15 protein-coding genes are annotated in these 15,376 nt (G+C 42.9%); 4 read left to right on the forward strand and 11 right to left on the reverse strand.

The window, feature by feature from the left end; all coding sequences use genetic code 11:
• Positions 1-178 precede the first annotated feature (178 nt).
• Positions 179-1,372, reverse strand: coding sequence for a class I SAM-dependent methyltransferase (locus L3V35_RS24365; RefSeq protein ID WP_054547703.1), 1,194 nt, complete (start codon positions 1,370-1,372; stop codon positions 179-181).
• Between the two features lie 129 nt (positions 1,373-1,501).
• Entirely contained in the window at positions 1,502-2,905 is a 1,404-nt protein-coding gene (locus tag L3V35_RS24370) for a methyl-accepting chemotaxis protein (protein ID WP_054547704.1), read from the reverse strand.
• An 88-nt stretch (positions 2,906-2,993) separates the two neighbouring features.
• Here L3V35_RS24370 and yccX point away from each other — a divergent pair, with 88 nt between their 5' ends.
• The gene (yccX, locus tag L3V35_RS24375; RefSeq protein WP_065205167.1) at positions 2,994-3,281 is read left to right on the forward strand and encodes an acylphosphatase; all 288 of its coding nucleotides are present in this window, start codon (positions 2,994-2,996) and stop codon (positions 3,279-3,281) included.
• A 50-nt stretch (positions 3,282-3,331) separates the two neighbouring features.
• Here the strand turns inward: yccX and L3V35_RS24380 are convergent, their stop codons facing one another.
• The 6 genes from L3V35_RS24380 to L3V35_RS24405 form a co-directional block, all read right to left on the reverse strand.
• On the reverse strand, positions 3,332-3,661 hold the full coding sequence (locus L3V35_RS24380; RefSeq protein WP_004733621.1) for a TusE/DsrC/DsvC family sulfur relay protein: 330 nt from the start codon (positions 3,659-3,661) through the stop codon (positions 3,332-3,334).
• A gap of 155 nt (positions 3,662-3,816) precedes the next feature.
• Positions 3,817-4,482, reverse strand: a complete 666-nt coding sequence (locus L3V35_RS24385) for a Bax inhibitor-1/YccA family protein (protein WP_016767698.1) — start codon at positions 4,480-4,482, stop codon at positions 3,817-3,819.
• 295 nt (positions 4,483-4,777) lie between these two features.
• Positions 4,778-5,542 carry an amino acid ABC transporter ATP-binding protein gene (locus L3V35_RS24390; RefSeq protein ID WP_004733637.1) on the reverse strand — a complete coding sequence of 255 codons (765 nt, stop codon included), beginning with the start codon at positions 5,540-5,542 and terminating at the stop codon, positions 4,778-4,780.
• Between the two features lie 22 nt (positions 5,543-5,564).
• Entirely contained in the window at positions 5,565-6,662 is a 1,098-nt protein-coding gene (locus tag L3V35_RS24395) for an amino acid ABC transporter permease (RefSeq protein WP_004733636.1), read from the reverse strand.
• Position 6,663: 1 nt separating this feature from the next.
• Entirely contained in the window at positions 6,664-7,869 is a 1,206-nt protein-coding gene (locus L3V35_RS24400; RefSeq protein ID WP_054547706.1) for an amino acid ABC transporter permease, read from the reverse strand.
• Between the two features lie 72 nt (positions 7,870-7,941).
• Complete coding sequence (locus L3V35_RS24405) at positions 7,942-8,970, reverse strand: amino acid ABC transporter substrate-binding protein (protein ID WP_004733634.1); 1,029 nt, start codon at positions 8,968-8,970, stop codon at positions 7,942-7,944.
• Between the two features lie 481 nt (positions 8,971-9,451).
• On the opposite strand from L3V35_RS24405, the gene L3V35_RS24410 reads away from it, so the two are divergent.
• Entirely contained in the window at positions 9,452-10,393 is a 942-nt protein-coding gene (locus L3V35_RS24410; RefSeq protein ID WP_017082223.1) for a bifunctional precorrin-2 dehydrogenase/sirohydrochlorin ferrochelatase, read from the forward strand.
• A 181-nt stretch (positions 10,394-10,574) separates the two neighbouring features.
• Here the strand turns inward: L3V35_RS24410 and L3V35_RS24415 are convergent, their stop codons facing one another.
• Both L3V35_RS24415 and L3V35_RS24420 read right to left on the reverse strand, forming a co-directional pair.
• The gene (locus tag L3V35_RS24415; RefSeq protein WP_004733632.1) at positions 10,575-11,057 is read right to left on the reverse strand and encodes a YajQ family cyclic di-GMP-binding protein; all 483 of its coding nucleotides are present in this window, start codon (positions 11,055-11,057) and stop codon (positions 10,575-10,577) included.
• 12 nt (positions 11,058-11,069) lie between these two features.
• Positions 11,070-12,128, reverse strand: a complete 1,059-nt coding sequence (locus tag L3V35_RS24420) for a 3-deoxy-7-phosphoheptulonate synthase (RefSeq protein WP_017077204.1) — start codon at positions 12,126-12,128, stop codon at positions 11,070-11,072.
• Between the two features lie 207 nt (positions 12,129-12,335).
• Here L3V35_RS24420 and L3V35_RS24425 point away from each other — a divergent pair, with 207 nt between their 5' ends.
• A complete protein-coding gene (locus tag L3V35_RS24425) occupies positions 12,336-13,223 on the forward strand; it encodes a putative PEP-binding protein (protein ID WP_004733630.1) in 888 nt (295 codons plus the stop codon).
• A gap of 176 nt (positions 13,224-13,399) precedes the next feature.
• Complete coding sequence (locus tag L3V35_RS24430; RefSeq protein WP_054547707.1) at positions 13,400-13,885, forward strand: DUF4442 domain-containing protein; 486 nt, start codon at positions 13,400-13,402, stop codon at positions 13,883-13,885.
• Between the two features lie 117 nt (positions 13,886-14,002).
• Here L3V35_RS24430 and L3V35_RS24435 read toward each other — a convergent pair whose 3' ends face one another.
• Positions 14,003-15,358 carry a hypothetical protein gene (locus tag L3V35_RS24435; protein ID WP_004733628.1) on the reverse strand — a complete coding sequence of 452 codons (1,356 nt, stop codon included), beginning with the start codon at positions 15,356-15,358 and terminating at the stop codon, positions 14,003-14,005.
• Positions 15,359-15,376: the final 18 nt, after the last annotated feature.

Here is a 15,376-nt window from a genome sequence, read left to right on the forward strand (position 1 = left end):
ATCTTCAATGGTCTCGTGTGCCATTGCTAATTCTTGTTCAAGCATAAAAAATCCCCATCAACATTGTTGATGAGGATTATCTTCTAACTGCAGGATCGTTCAAGTCTTCTTAAACGATCGGCATTACTTTTTTAATACGTCTGTTTTGCTATAAAAGCTAGACTCTAAAGCACAAAAATTAAAGTACCTTACAAGCAAAACCTTTTAGGTAGAAACCTTCTGGGTAAGCTGTATCGATCAAGTGATCGGCAGCTTGCTCGAAGCGTTCAACAAACTTCACTGTTCTGCCCGCATCTAGAGCGGCATCAGCAATGATCTTTTGGAATAAGTCAGCCCCCATCAAACCTGAGCAAGAGTAGGTGAGTAGTGTTCCACCTGGCTTCAGGATTTGCATTGCTAGCATGTTAACGTCTTTGTAGCCGTTAGCGCCTGAAGTTAGGTTGTTTTTGCTTGAAACAAACTTTGGTGGATCCATGATCACTACGTCAAACTTAGTGCCCTGGTCACGGTATTCGCGAAGTAGTTTGAATACGTCAGCGTTTAGGAATACAGCACGCTTTTTCGAGATATCAAACTCGTTAAGTTCAGCGTTGAACTTAGCTGTATCAAGAGCAAGTTGAGATACGTCTGCGTTGATCACACGCTTCGCGTCGCCTTTAAGTGCGTAAAGGCCAAAGCCACCGGTGTATGAGAAACAGTTAAGGACATCTTTGCCTTTAACGTACTTCATAGATTCTTTGCGACTATCACGTTGGTCCATGTAGAAGCCCGTTTTGTGGCCTTCCATAATGTTCACGCTGATCTTCACGCCGTTTTCTTCAATGACTACTGACTTAGGTGGCTCTTCGCCATACAGTACGCCGACGGTTTGCTCTAAACCTTCTTTTTTACGAACCGCTACGTCAGAGCGTTCGTAAATATTACACTCAGGGAAGCATTCAACTAAAGCTTCAACGATAACGCTTTTGTTGAATTCCGCGCCAGCACTCAGTAGTTGGCAAACTAAGAAGTCTTGGTACTTGTCGATAGTAATACCTGGCAGGCCGTCAGATTCAGCCGCTGTTAATCGGTACCCCGTTAGGCCGTCACGTTCGATGATATCGTCACGTAGTGATTGTGCGTCTTTAAATCTTTTGATGAAAAACGCTTTATTGATTTCTTCTTTTTCAAATGTCCAAACACGAGCGCGAATTTGAGATTCTGGTGAGTAAGCTGCTTTTGCGAGCCACTGACCATTTTGAGCATATACGTCTACAGTTTCACCTTGTTGTGGTTCGCCTTCGACCTTATCGATACCGCGTGAAAATACCCAAGGGTGTTTACGGCGTAGTGATTTATCTCGGCCTTTAGCTAGATGAATTGAAGGAGTCATAATTTACTCTGTTTGTTGAATTTGAAGGAGGGGTATTGTCGGGGAAGTACAAGGGAAAAGCAAATAAGAAAGGGCTGCAGAAGCAGCCCTAGTAATGATTAATTAACACATAGTGGTTAGATATCAGTATTAAGCTTTGAGACCTGTCAGCAAACCTTCCATCGTATCGCTTTGCTTACGAAGTTGGTCAACATTTACATTACTCTTACTGATCATTTCACAGATGCTGTCTGATTGATGACGAATCTCTTCGACACTTTGCGCAATGTTATCTGCAACAACACCTTGCTCTTCAGCTGCAGTAGCAATTTGAGTACTGCTATCAGAAATAGATTGGTTCTTTTCAGCTAACGAGCCGATCTCAACGTTCACTTCCGACATCAGTGTTTGACCTTCGTTAGCATTGCTAACAGTCACTTCCATCAATTTTGTCAGTGATTGACTGTTACGTTGTAATGATTCGATCATGCTCTGGATTTCAACCGTTGCTTGCTGTGTTCTTCCTGCAAGGGCACGGACTTCATCGGCAACAACAGCAAATCCACGACCTTGCTCGCCAGCACGTGCAGCTTCAATGGCAGCATTCAGGGCTAATAGGTTAGTTTGTTCAGAGATGCCATTGATGGTTGCGACCACTTCATCAATTTGCGCTGCGTTAGCATCAAGCTCTTCTACCGCTTGCGAAGCTGATTGAATTTCTTGAGATAGGCTTGAGATAGATTTTAATGTATTCGAAACTTTTACTTGGCCACTCTGTGCAACACCGCGAGCGTCCATAGTTTGAGAGCTAGACTCATGAGCAAGGGTAGCGACTTCACGAATCGTAGCTGCCATTTGTTCCGTTGCACTTGCTAAACTATTCAGGTGTTCTTGTTGGTTACCCGAGATGTCTGAGCTCTGTTGTGTCGACTGGTTTAAGTCAGAACTGATCTGCTGCATGAGTGCGACAGACTCTTGGATTGATAGAACCATGTTTTGTTCACGTTCTGCTACTTTATCAATAGTAATTGCGATTTCACTGAACTCATCACGAACGAGGAAGTAGTTCATACGACAGGTGAGGTCACCGCTCGCTAGCGTGCTTAACGCCTTGTTCATAGAGAACATTGCGCCGCCGATGAAAGTCATGATGTAGTAAACACCCAGCGCGATAAGCGTTAGGGTTACTGCGATAATTGAAACCTGAGTCGTAGATAGAGCTGACCATAAGTTTTGGTCATGGTTTGCAACTAAGCTGAATGCACCGTTCATAACTGAGACGGAACCAACACCATAGCCTAAAGAGATGGTTTCAGAATTACTGACAAGTTGAGCAACTTGATCTTTCGTCAGTTGACCCGCTTCGATAAGTCCTTTCATCAAGAGCATTTCTTCTTGATAAAGATGAGCAAGTAAAGAATCTGCGGCGCTATCTAAAACAAGAGTTAATATAACCAGGGCGAGAAGAGGTAATAAGAAGAGTAGATAGAACTTTTCTTGGATTTTTAGGTGAATGAGATATTTGTCAATCCAACGAAATGGGATTTCTTTCATAATCGTTATACTCGAAGTAAGTCCACCAATAAGCGGTGAATGAATAGAGTCGCAACTATATCATTCATACAATTTATGAGGCAACGTTATGGAAAGTTCACAATATATTTTTGTCGTATCAGGCGTAGTTCAGTGTGTTGGTTTTCGCTATCACACCAGTAGGCAAGCACAAGTTCTGGGCATTTCAGGCTATGCAAAGAACCTAAATGATGGCCGAGTTGAAGTGTTGGCTGTCGGAAAGGGTGAGGAAATAGAGAAGTTACACGCTTGGCTCAATATTGGCCCTTCGAGTGCGACAGTAAACCATGTAGTTATGCATCAAGTTAAAGAAAGTGAGCGGCAGGGTGTACGTATAGGGGAGTTTAAAATACTGTAGCTAGCGCACTACAGTATTTGCCTTGAGAGTAACCTAAAGTTGTTTAAGCTTTACAAGCATTTTGCTGGTTTAGGTAAACCCGCGAGCTTGGTTGCTTGTTTAGCGGGGCCTTTCTTGAACAATTTGAATAGGTACTTACTGTTACCTTTCTCTGGGCCGTGCGCTTTTTCCATCGCTTTAACGAGCATACGAACAGCTGGAGAGGTTTTGAACTCTTCGTAAAAGCTTCTTACAAAATGGACCACTTCTAAGTGCGCATCAGTCAGTTCAATCGCCTCGTCTTGAGCAAGAATCTCAATCATACCTTCTTCCCATTGTGTGTAGTCCAATAGGTAGCCTTGAGCGTCGGTTTCAATTTGTTTGCCATTATATTCAAACATGTTTAGTCCAGAATCAGTTTAACTCAGTAAATAGGGTACATGACCACGTTTGCCTTTCTCAAGAAATATCGTCGTTATCTCTGGGAATATTGCAACTATAGATACAAAAAAGCCCAAGAGACAGGCTCTTGGGCTCAATTTTGAACGAACTATGATTAGTCGTTGCTGTTCATAATACCTAAGATGCTCAGTAGGCTGATGAAGATGTTGTAGATAGAAACATACAAGCTAATCGTTGCTGAGATGTAGTTTGTTTCACCGCCGCGGATGATGCTTTGCGTTGTTAGCAAAATAACACCAGTCGAGAATAGGATGAACATACCGCTCATTGCTAAAGACAGTAGAGGCATTTGTAGGAAGATGTTTGCAACCATCCCTACTAGCAGAACAACAAAACCAGCCATTAGCATACCGTTAAGGAATGAAAGGTCACGTTTAGTCGTCAGTGCGTAAGCTGATGCACCCATAAATGCTAATGCTGTACCACCAAGTGCAGTAAGGATGACATCACCCATGCCTGCGCCAACGTACATGTTTAAGATTGGACCAATGGTGTAGCCTAAGAAACCTGTAAATAGGAATGTGAAGACTAGACCCATGCTGTTGTCACGGTTCTTTTCTGTTAGGAACAGTAGGCCGTAGAAACCAACTAGCATAATGATAAGACCAGGGCGAGGAAGGTTCATCGCCATAGATACGCCTGCTACTACAGCAGACCAAAGCAGTGTCATAGACAGTAGTGCGTAGGTGTTACGCAACACTTTATTGGTTTGCAGAGCACTTTCTTGAGATGCTGTGCGTGAAAACATAGGGCTGTTCATAATCTTCCTCGTAAGGTGACTTCAATAGTTATTAGTACATTTATGGGGCTGAAAGTTCGAAAAATCAAGTCTTTCATTCCTTTTGTATACCTAAAATAATAATCAAAATAGTCGGTTAAGTGTTTCTTAAGGTGTAACAAAATGTTTCTAATGACGTATAAAGTGTCGCTAATACTCGATGTTCAAACTTTTATAGTTACTGGCTAATGATTTATAACCTTTGAAAAACTATCTATAACCTTGAAAAATAAAGAGGCGACCTAGGCCGCCTCTATAGTTTATGCATCATAACACATTAATGGTGCAAGATTTGGCTCAAGAAGTTCTGCGTTCTGTCCGATTGTGGGTTTTCAAAGAAGTCGACAGGGTTGTTCTCTTCTATGATTTCACCTGCATCCATAAAGATAACGCGATCGGCAACTTCTTTAGCAAAACCCATCTCGTGCGTTACACACAACATCGTCATGCCTTCTTCGGCAAGCTCAACCATAACGTCTAGTACTTCACGAACCATTTCCGGGTCGAGTGCCGAGGTTGGTTCATCAAACAACATGACTTGAGGGTTCATACATAAAGAACGAGCGATTGCTACACGTTGTTGTTGGCCACCAGACAGTTGGCCTGGGAACTTATCCGCTTGCTCTGGTATTTTTACACGTTCGAGGAATTTCATCGCGATCGCTTCGGCTTCTTCTTTCGGCATCTTCTTCACCCAGATTGGTGCTAGGGTGCAGTTTTCCAATACCGTTAGGTGAGGGAACAAGTTGAAATGCTGGAAACACATACCCACATCGCGGCGAACGGCTTCAATGTTTTTCAGGTCTTCCGTCAGCTCATTACCGGATACAAAGATATGACCTTTTTGGTGCTCTTCTAACCGGTTGATACAGCGAATCATCGTGGATTTACCTGAACCGGAAGGGCCACAAATTACAATTTTCTCGCCTTTTCTAACTTCCAAATTGATGTTTTTAAGAACGTGGAACTCACCGTACCACTTGTTCATGTCTTTTAACTCGATCATAAGACCTTGAGAGTTGTTTTCTGTTTGCTGCGTCATAATACGTCCTTGATCTTGTTAATTATCGTTTGTGACCGGTGTGAAGTCTGTTTTCTAGCCAAATCGAGTATCTCGACATGCCAAAACAAAACACCCAGAACACTAACGCGACAAATACATAACTTTCTGTTGAAAACCCAAGCCATTCAGGATCGGTATTCGCGGCTTGGCCAATTCCCAATACATCAAACATACCGATAATTAAAACCAGACTGGTATCTTTGAACAAACCAATAAAGGTATTCACAATTGAAGGAATCGTGATTTTAAGAGCTTGAGGTAGAATGATAAGCCCTGTTTTTTTCCAGTAGCTCAACCCTAAAGCATCAGCGGCTTCGTATTGACCTTTTGGTATTGCTTGCAAACCACCACGGATTACCTCTGCCATATAAGCCGCACTAAATAGTACTACCCCAACCAACGCTCTGATCAGTTTATCGGTTTCCATCCCTTCTGATAAAAAGAGCGGAAGCATTACCGAGGCCATAAATAGAACCGTAATCAGCGGTACACCACGCCAAATTTCGATGTAAACGGTACACATACTGCGGATGATCGGCATCTCTGAACGACGCCCAAGTGCCAGTGCAACGCCAATAGGAAGTGACACTACAATACCAACAAGTGCGATGATCAGCGTAACCAGTAGACCGCCCCATTTATGGGTATCAACAACCTCTAGTCCAAATACACCACCGTATAGTAAGCCAGCAATGATAAACGGGTAGATGTTTACGAAGAACAACCAAATCCACGTGCGCTTAGGTGTTTTTTCGTAAGCTAACAAAACGACAAAAATAGCTAACGTTGCGTAGAAAAGGCGAGGGCGCCACAGTTCAGCTTCTGGATAGAAGCCATACATGAATTGGTCCCAACGAACACTAATGAAAACCCAACATGCCCCATCACTTGTACAGGCATCTCGAGTTGTTCCTATCCAATCAGCATTAATGAATGCCCAATCTGCTATTGCCCACAATAAAGTGAAAGCAAAATAACCAAGGACCACAGTGACGACACTGTTAATTGGTCCATTAAATAGATTTTTTCTTAACCAACCGACAGGTCCAACAGTATTCGCTGGAGGCGGAAGATCAGGTTGAAATTGATGTGTACTCATCTTATCTCTCCACCAACGCTACTTTGCGGTTGTATATGTTCATTAGAGCGGATGTTAATAGGCTTAGAGTCAGGTAGACGCCCATTGTCATCGCGATTACTTCGATAGCTTGTCCAGTTTGGTTCAATGTTGTCCCTGCAAATACAGACACAAGATCAGGATAACCAATGGCCATCGCAAGTGATGAGTTTTTGGTCAGATTCAAATACTGACTGGTTAATGGTGGAATGATAATTCTTAATGCTTGTGGAATAATCACCAACTTGAGGGTTCGTGTTCTAGGGAGACCTAGAGACATCGCAGCCTCTGTTTGCCCATGGTTTACCGCGTTAATACCTGAACGCACAATCTCGGCGATGAACGCTGCTGTGTAGATACTTAAAGCAAGCATCAACGCAGCCAGTTCAGGGATGATGCTAATACCGCCTTTGAAGTTAAACCCTTTCAAAACAGGGTACTCCGCAGAGATAGGCATGCCCATAACAAAGTAAGTTACCAATGGTAAGCCCACAATCAGCGCCGCAGCAATTCGCAACATTGGTGTTTGTTGGCCGGTTAGCTTTTGCTTGTTATTAGCCCATATGTTGATAACAAAAGTAGCGATGACACCAGTAATCAATGAGGCGATCACGATGCTACTGCCTTGCTCTAACACTGGTGCAGGGAAGTACAAACCACGTACGTTCAAGAAAATGGCTTCACCAAGGCTCATACTTTGACGAGCAGAAGGTAAGGCTTGTAGAACGGCGAAATACCAGAAAAAGATTTGCAACAGAAGAGGGATGTTTCGGAATATCTCAATATAGATAGCTGCAAATCGGCTAACTAACCAATTTGAAGAGAGCCTTGCAATACCCATACTAAAGCCCAGTACCGTGGCTAACATGATGCCGAGTACAGAAACTAAAGCGGTATTGAGAAGACCGATAAAGAAGGTACGACCGTATGAGAATGTTTCGTCGTATTCAATCAGTGTTAAGCCGATACCAAAACCAGCTTCTTGGGATAAAAAATCAAAACCAGTGGCGATACCACGGGAATCTAAGTTAGTGAGTGCATTATTTACAATCGTGTAAAAGAAAGCACAAAGCGCCCCGACGGCGATAATTTGGAAAACAATTGAGCGAAAAGTGGGGTTGTAAAACAGGTTGGCACTTTTGGGCTGTGGCTTTGCCTGAGCTGGAGAAATAGTTTCATTAGGTTTCATACTGCTATAACCTCAAATCCATTTAATAAATAGGGCGGAAAAGTCCGCCCCTAATTGATGCTTGTAAATTTATTAACGGATTGGTGGAGCGTACATAAAGCCGCCCGCATTCCATAGTGCGTTTACGCCACGAGAGATCTGTAGTGGTGAACCTGTACCAACAGTACGTTCGAAGCTCTCACCGTAGTTACCAACTTGTTTAATGACTTGGTAACCCCAATCGTCACGAATACCAAGGCCTTTGCCTTTAGGACCGTCAACACCAAGAATACGTTTGATGTTTGGATCTTTTGACTTAAGCATTTCGTCAGCATTCTTAGACGAGATACCGTACTCTTCCGCGTTAATCATTGCTGAAAGTGTCCATTTAGCAACGTTGAACCACTTGTCATCATCTTGACGAACAACAGGGCCTAATGGCTCTTTAGAGATGATTTCAGGAAGTACCTGTGCAGATTTAGGATCAGCTAAGTTTAGGCGAAGTGCGTATAGACCAGATTGGTCAGTCGTTAGCACATCACAACGACCCGCGTCGAAACCTTTAGATGTTTGTGCTGCCGTATCGAATACCACCGGCTTGTAAGACATGCCACTGTTTCGGAAGTAATCGGCTAGGTTAAGTTCAGTTGTTGTACCTGATTGAACACATACAGAAGCGCCATCAAGTTCTTGAGCACTTGTAAGACCTAGTTCTTTCTTAACCATGAAGCCTTGACCATCGTAGTAGTTAACGCCTACGAAGTTCAGACCTAGAGCAGTGTCACGATGTAGTGTCCATGTTGTGTTACGAGATAGTACGTCGATTTCGCCAGATTGAAGCGCGGTAAAACGTTCTTTAGCGGTAAGAGGTACATACTTAACTTTAGTTTTGTCACCGAGTACAGCCGCTGCAAGAGCTTGACAATACTCAACATCAATTCCTTCCCATTCACCTTTTGAGTTAGGGTTAGAGAACCCTGGAAGACCGGTACTTACACCACAAGTTAGAAAACCTTGAGATGTGACTTTGTCAAGAGTGCTTTCTGCCGCTGATGCTGATGTTGCCATCATCGCAGTTGATGCAGCTACTACTGAAGCAAGAAGTGTTAGTTTATTTGTCATTTGTATCCTTCCTTGTTAACCAGGTGACACCTGATACTCGTGCTCATTTGAGTTTTTCTATATGTGTTGCGTTTTCTATGACCTTGTTACTCAAATCAAACTGGTTGCATTTTGCAAATGAAACTGTGTGCGATTTAAACAACTATTTATAAGGTTAGGAAAGGATCTGTACTTTCACAAATGTATAATTTAAAAAGAATTTTGAATGAAATCACAAATCCGAACACAATTAGAATGACCAAATGTTAACTTAATGTAAATAGTGCAGCGCTTCACACTGTTGGTGCAACGAGATTTAGATTTTTATATTGACAATTGACTAGGTTAATATTCTGAATCAATGTCACAATGATGAAACATTAAACTTCAGAAAGATTGAAATTTGGTGAATAAATATTTTTATTGCACTTGGATAGTTATTAATATGCTCCAAATTTGGTAGCATGGCTGAATAGTTATTGAAGTCACCTCAAGGAAGAACATGCGTTATTTCCCAATGTTTTTAGATGTAGAAAATAAGCCGATCTTAGTGGTAGGTGGGGGTGAGGTTGCTTGCCGAAAAGTCGATAGCTTGTTAAGAGCTGGGGCGGATGTCACGTTAGTGTCCCCAAAGGTAGAGCCTTACTTAAAGCAGCTTGTCGATGATAATAAATTACATTGGATTCAAAATTTTTACTCTTCACAACTTATCTCGAAAAACTACTTACAAGTGTGGGCAACAACAGACAACCCAAACCTAAATCATCAAGTACATAATGATGCAAAAAAAATGGGTATTCTTGTCAATGTGGTCGATGACTTACCCTATTGTGACTTCATCACTCCTTCAATGATAAATCGCGGAAGAATCCAAATTGCGATCTCAAGTGGGGGTGCATCACCTGTTTTGGTGAGAAATATTAGAGAAAAACTCGAAACGGTATTGCCACAAAACATAGGTTTGATTGCGGACTTTGGTGCATCAAAACGCAATTCGATTAAGGAGTCCTTTCCTACTGTTGATGAACGCCGCAAATTCTGGGAACGCTTTTTGTCATCCAGTTTTATCAATCAAGTGACGGATAGGGAGCAACTTGAATCGTATTATCAACAGTCGCTGACTGAGCAAGTTGATAGTGAAGGTCAGGTAACTTGGATCGAATTTGAGCAAGACGTTGAGTTATTGCCTATGAAGGCCCTACGTTTGATGCAAGAAGCAGAGTTAGTGCTTTCACCGAGCGATTGTCCATTTGAATTTGTCGACCTGTGCCGCCGAGACGCAGAAAGAGAAGGTTATGCTGACAGTGGAGAGCTGTCGACCAAGCTTGAGCAAGCGAGAGCCGAGAAATTGCGAGTGTGTGTCTTTATTCCACCAGCGAGTGTTGAGTTCAATTTACTGGCCGGCAAAGACCTTAAACTGTCTGTTGCCAAAGTGCTCAGTTGAGTTGATAGATTTTAGTTGAAGTGAGCGCTTTCTAGTTGTTTGAAATCGGCTAGAGACGCTGAATAAGACTGACCCGATAAATAAAAAGCCACTTCCCAAAGAAGTGGCTTTTTGCTATTTCGAACACGACATTGTGCTGATGAATGAGCAACCTAAATCAGAAATCGCTCAAACTCAAAAATTAGTCGCGGAAGTTGTCAAACTGGAAAGGTTGACCAAGTTCACCGCTGCGAACTAGAGCCATAACAGCTTGTAGGTCATCACGCTTCTTACCAGTTACACGAACTTTGTCGCCTTGGATAGAAGCTTGAACTTTAACTTTGTTGTCTTTGATTAGCTTAACGATTTTCTTAGCGACATCCGTTTCGATGCCTTGCTTAAAGATAACCGTTTGGTGCCAAGTGCGACCTGTTTGGTCTGCCGCTTTCGCTTCCATCGCGTTAGGATCAACATTACGCTTTGTTAGGTTGCTACGAAGGATATCGCGCATTTGCTTCAGTTGAAAATCGTCTTGAGCAGTCAATTTTACTGATTCATCTTTGTAATCAAAGCTTGCTTCAACGCCGCGAAAATCGAAACGAGTCGACAGTTCACGGTTTGCGTTGTCTACCGCGTTACGCAGTTCTACTGCTTCTACTTCAGAGATAATGTCAAATGATGGCATTGTGTTATTTCCTTAAGCTAAGTTTCTATCTTTAATTGCTGTTGCAAGCATATCTAGCATTGTTGCAGTATCTTCCCAGCTTAGGCATGGGTCAGTAATAGACTTGCCGTATTCTAGGTTATTGATATCTGTCATTGGCTGGTTACCTTCAACAATGAAGCTTTCTGCCATGATGCCTGCAATTTGATTCTTGTTAGATTTGATTTGCTCACAAATGTCTTGTGCAACTTCTAACTGTTTACGGTGTTGTTTCTGACAGTTAGCGTGGCTAAAGTCTACAACCAAACGTTGAGGTAGATCGAATTCAGCCAGTTGCTTACATGCGTTATCTACAGATTCAGCATCGAAATTCGGGCCTTTATCACCACCACGTAGAATTACGTGACCGTATGGGTTGCCAGAAGTACGGTAAACCGTCATACGGCCGTTCTTATCTGGAGAGTAGAAGTAGTGTGATGCATGCGCAGCACGAATCGCATCAATAGCAATTTTGATGTTGCCGTTAGTTGCGTTCTTGAAACCAACTGGGCAAGACAGTGCAGAAGCCATTTCACGGTGAATCTGAGATTCAGTCGTACGAGCGCCAATTGCGCCCCAAGTGATAAGGTCTGCAATGTACTGACCGGTGATCATATCAAGGAATTCAGTCGCGGTAGCTAGGCCAAGCTTGTTGATATCTAGTAGAAGTTTACGAGCTTTGTTCAAGCCTGTTTCAAGTGCGTATGACCCATCAAGGTTAGGATCGGTAATCAAACCCTTCCAACCTACAACAGTACGAGGTTTCTCGAAGTAGGTTCTCATTACAACGAACAGTTCATCTTTGTACTGGTCTTGAATCTGACTTAGACGCTCAGCGTAATCAAGTGCCGCTTCTGTATCGTGAACAGAGCAAGGGCCTACGATAACTAATAGGCGGTTATCACGACCCGTTAGAATATCTTCGATTTGGCGGCGAGAATTTTTAATGCGCTCAGCAACGTCGTCAGTAATAGGATGTGCATTGCCTAGTTCGGCAGGAGTTGGCATAGGACCCAGAGCTTGGGTTCTCAACTCATCAGTTTTTAATGGCATGTGATGGCTTTTTTATTCTATTGCGAAGTGGTTAAGATAACGGAATTGAACAGAGGAATAAACTCTCTTAAGTCAAAGTTATCTCTGTTATTGCTAATATTCTTATTTTTATCAGCAGGCCAGCGTCAAATAAGGGATTTTCACTTGTATTAACAGGCAGCTATCGGTATTTTCGTTTGAACACAACATAAAAATGCTGGAGCAGCAATGACTCAAGAAAATCAAAGCACTTTGCACCCAGAACTAGTCTTAGGTGATGTGCTGCCTTCTTACAACGATAATAATAATTCTAACCACTTATACGTTTCATTATCTGAATTGGTTATGGATCGTATCTTCTATCACCCAAGTATTGAAAGTCACTTAGATACACTGACTGATATCGAAAAAACCTCTTTAGATGCGATCCTTGGCGATAAAACAGTCGATGAGCATTTTGTTTCGACCTTAGTGATTGCCATCCAAGCTGCCGTTCAGCCAAATCATACTTCTGTTCGTATCGCGTTAAGTAGTGCTGACAGCTATGGCTTCCGTTCGCTACTTGGTGGTAGCTGTGAAGCCGAAGAGATAAACCCGGCACTAGGTGTTCGTGGGGTTGCTCGTTATGCAACATCAGAGTACAGCAAAGCATTCGCTTTAGAGTGTCAGGTAATTAAAGCGTTGCGAGAGCAGGGTATTAACGTTGAAGTGGTTGTACCGTATGTACGAGCATTAAGCGATGCCGCTAAGATTATTGATTTGCTTGCAGAGCAAGGCTTACCGCGAGGCCTTAATGGTTTGAAAGTACTGTTCTCGTGCGATGTGCCGTCTGCAGTGCTACTGAGCGAAAGATTGCTGCATTACTTTGATGGTGTTGTAGTGAACGTTGATAGCTTAGCGTCTTTCACTTTAGGCGTGGACAAGCACAATGAAGCTCAGCAACACGCTTTTGATCCACAAAACGAGGCAGTTATTACCTTGTTGAGTATGATTGTTAAAGCAACGCTGAACGCGAAGAAGCCCGTCCTGCTTGTGACTCAAGGCTTGGTGGACTACCCGCGTCTACAAGGCTTCATCGCTGATCTTGACGGTGTAGAGACAGTCGTGACTGCATAGACCAGCTTATTGTCTAAATAAATCAACTTGCTGTATGAGTTTATTTAAAGCAATAAAGCTTTGAGAATGAAAGAGATATCATTATGCGATGATATCTCTTTTTTGTAACATTTTTTTGACATCTCTAGCGCTAATCGATTAACTGGTCTGATGACTTATTTGACTAGGTAACTCGAATGTTGACCCCTCTACAAAAAGCAAATTTCTACTTGAGCATGTTTGGTTTTTTCAAAGTGCCTCTGATCTGGCTATGCCGACCAAAACTGCTCGCGCTGGATAATCAACATGTTGAAGTGAAAATTCCTCTCAAAAGACGAACTAAGAACCACCTCAATAGCATGTACTTTGGTGTGTTAGCAGTAGGTGCTGATGTGGCGGGGGGCTTTCTTGCAATGAGTAAATCCCAGCAGCAAGGCGAAAAGATCTCGTTGGCATTTAAAGAGGTGACAGGTAACTTCTTGAAGCGCCCGGAAGGTGACGTACACTTCACTTGTAACGATGGTGAGCTGATCAACACTATGCTGGCTGAAACTATGTCTACTGGCGAGCGTGTGAATCAACCCGTGACCATAATCGCGACTTGCCCGTCTTTGCATGGCGACGAACCAATGGCGGAGTTCACGCTAACGCTTTCGATTAAGAAAGTTCCTTCTAGAAACTAGCTCGGAAATATAAGGTTGGTCGGAATTTGAATCTGAAGATCATAGTTCAACAGAGGGCAATCGTTGAATGAGTGGAAGGGCGGTATGTGAATCTAGTATCCACATACCGTAACAACGCTATGACTCTTGAGTGATTTGCTCGATATCAACGATCTTTGAACGGTTCATTACGATTTTCCAACGGTAATAGGTCGGTTCAGTATCGTGATTGTTCTCTTTAATGATCAGGTTGAGTAGGTGACGCTTTTCGACAGACTCGCGGCTTACTTGCCCTTCATTCAGGCGATATACGTTATTTGACCCCTTGTCCATCAAGCGTGTCAGCGCTCTCAGGCTGATCGATAACGTTTCACGAGTCTCTTCGTAACCACTCATGAATGTTGACGTCGACATCTCGGTATGTGAACGATAGTGCAAGACTTGCTCTTCACGCTGAACGACTCGTTTCTTGCGTATTGATTGAATACGGTCAGCTAACTTGGAAAAGTTCGCATAGTCCAACCATTCAAGCTTGTGGCCGACAGATTTATTGGTTGTTGGGTCAAAGTAGCGACGCTTCCACTTGGGTTTGCCTTTACGAAGCCAACGCCAAAGGATGTCTCTCAAGTCATCTTTAAATATTTCACGCAGTGCGTAGATAAATGACATCGACACGATGAAAGAAGCGGTAATCTCTCCTAGAAAATCACGAGCCAATATGACGGTTGTCGTCACCACCACCATGACTAAGCCTGTCGCAATACCTTTAACGGCACGCTTAACGTTTTTACCCATGGAGGTGGTCTTCTCCTTGAGTACGATAGGGTGCTCTATCAAACGTCGCAGCAGTCGCATCTTGTTACTCAGGCGTGTTACGTCTTCACGAACTTTGGCTGAGTTATAGCGATTAAGTTTACGATGGGCTGTCTCTTTGTCACACAGCGTCAAGAGTCGCTCTTTTATCGTCGAGTACTCACTGCCACGTGGCATATGAGAGACCAGAGATAAGAACTTTTGCTCTGTGTACCAAGAAAGATAGTTATCAATGTTTGCGTAGTAGCGTTTGAGGTTTTCTTCATAAGGAATACTTCGGCGAAGCTTCTTCAAGATGTCTAACGCGAGCTCAATGACTTCATCAACCTCATCCGCTGTTACGTCGTCACTATCAGTCTTATTTAAACTGCTCACGGCTTTATCTAAAGCAATAACATATTGATATGCGAACAAACTCAAGCTCACACGATACTGTGTCGTTGATAAGCGTCCACGTTTTGCCAAGCGACTGTGTACCAAAGGTAACAGTGTCTTGTCACTGTAGTAGGCGCGCTTTTGAGTAATTGAGCTGTAGAAAAAGGCACTTTCAGAAAGTACTTCGGGAGTGAGTCCGAGTTCACCGGGGATGAATAGATAAACGTCCATGTCGAGCTTTTTGGTCTTCGCCATTGCATGGTTAATTTTGAGTGTTATCGCATCTTGTTTATCAACGGTGATCAACGATGTCTCCTAGAATGT

This window comes from Vibrio sp. L5-1, from assembly GCF_021728315.1.
Taxonomy (GTDB): Bacteria; Pseudomonadota; Gammaproteobacteria; order Enterobacterales; family Vibrionaceae; genus Vibrio; species Vibrio splendidus_K.

Excerpts from the sequence above, each read along its gene's own strand:
- L3V35_RS24395 (WP_004733636.1), bottom strand. The coding sequence starts at position 6,662 with ATGAGTACACATCAATTTCAACCTGATCTTCCGCCTCCAGCGAATACT.
- L3V35_RS24405 (WP_004733634.1), bottom strand. The coding sequence starts at position 8,970 with ATGACAAATAAACTAACACTTCTTGCTTCAGTAGTAGCTGCATCAACT.
- L3V35_RS24425 (WP_004733630.1), top strand. The coding sequence starts at position 12,336 with ATGACTCAAGAAAATCAAAGCACTTTGCACCCAGAACTAGTCTTAGGT.
- L3V35_RS24420 (WP_017077204.1), bottom strand. The coding sequence starts at position 12,128 with ATGCCATTAAAAACTGATGAGTTGAGAACCCAAGCTCTGGGTCCTATG.
- L3V35_RS24390 (WP_004733637.1), bottom strand. The coding sequence starts at position 5,542 with ATGACGCAGCAAACAGAAAACAACTCTCAAGGTCTTATGATCGAGTTA.
- L3V35_RS24380 (WP_004733621.1), bottom strand. The coding sequence starts at position 3,661 with ATGTTTGAATATAATGGCAAACAAATTGAAACCGACGCTCAAGGCTAC.
- L3V35_RS24400 (WP_054547706.1), bottom strand. The coding sequence starts at position 7,869 with ATGAAACCTAATGAAACTATTTCTCCAGCTCAGGCAAAGCCACAGCCC.
- L3V35_RS24430 (WP_054547707.1), top strand. The coding sequence starts at position 13,400 with ATGTTGACCCCTCTACAAAAAGCAAATTTCTACTTGAGCATGTTTGGT.
- L3V35_RS24385 (WP_016767698.1), bottom strand. The coding sequence starts at position 4,482 with ATGAACAGCCCTATGTTTTCACGCACAGCATCTCAAGAAAGTGCTCTG.
- yccX (WP_065205167.1), top strand. The coding sequence starts at position 2,994 with ATGGAAAGTTCACAATATATTTTTGTCGTATCAGGCGTAGTTCAGTGT.
- L3V35_RS24365 (WP_054547703.1), bottom strand. The coding sequence starts at position 1,372 with ATGACTCCTTCAATTCATCTAGCTAAAGGCCGAGATAAATCACTACGC.
- L3V35_RS24370 (WP_054547704.1), bottom strand. The coding sequence starts at position 2,905 with ATGAAAGAAATCCCATTTCGTTGGATTGACAAATATCTCATTCACCTA.
- L3V35_RS24410 (WP_017082223.1), top strand. The coding sequence starts at position 9,452 with ATGCGTTATTTCCCAATGTTTTTAGATGTAGAAAATAAGCCGATCTTA.
- L3V35_RS24415 (WP_004733632.1), bottom strand. The coding sequence starts at position 11,057 with ATGCCATCATTTGACATTATCTCTGAAGTAGAAGCAGTAGAACTGCGT.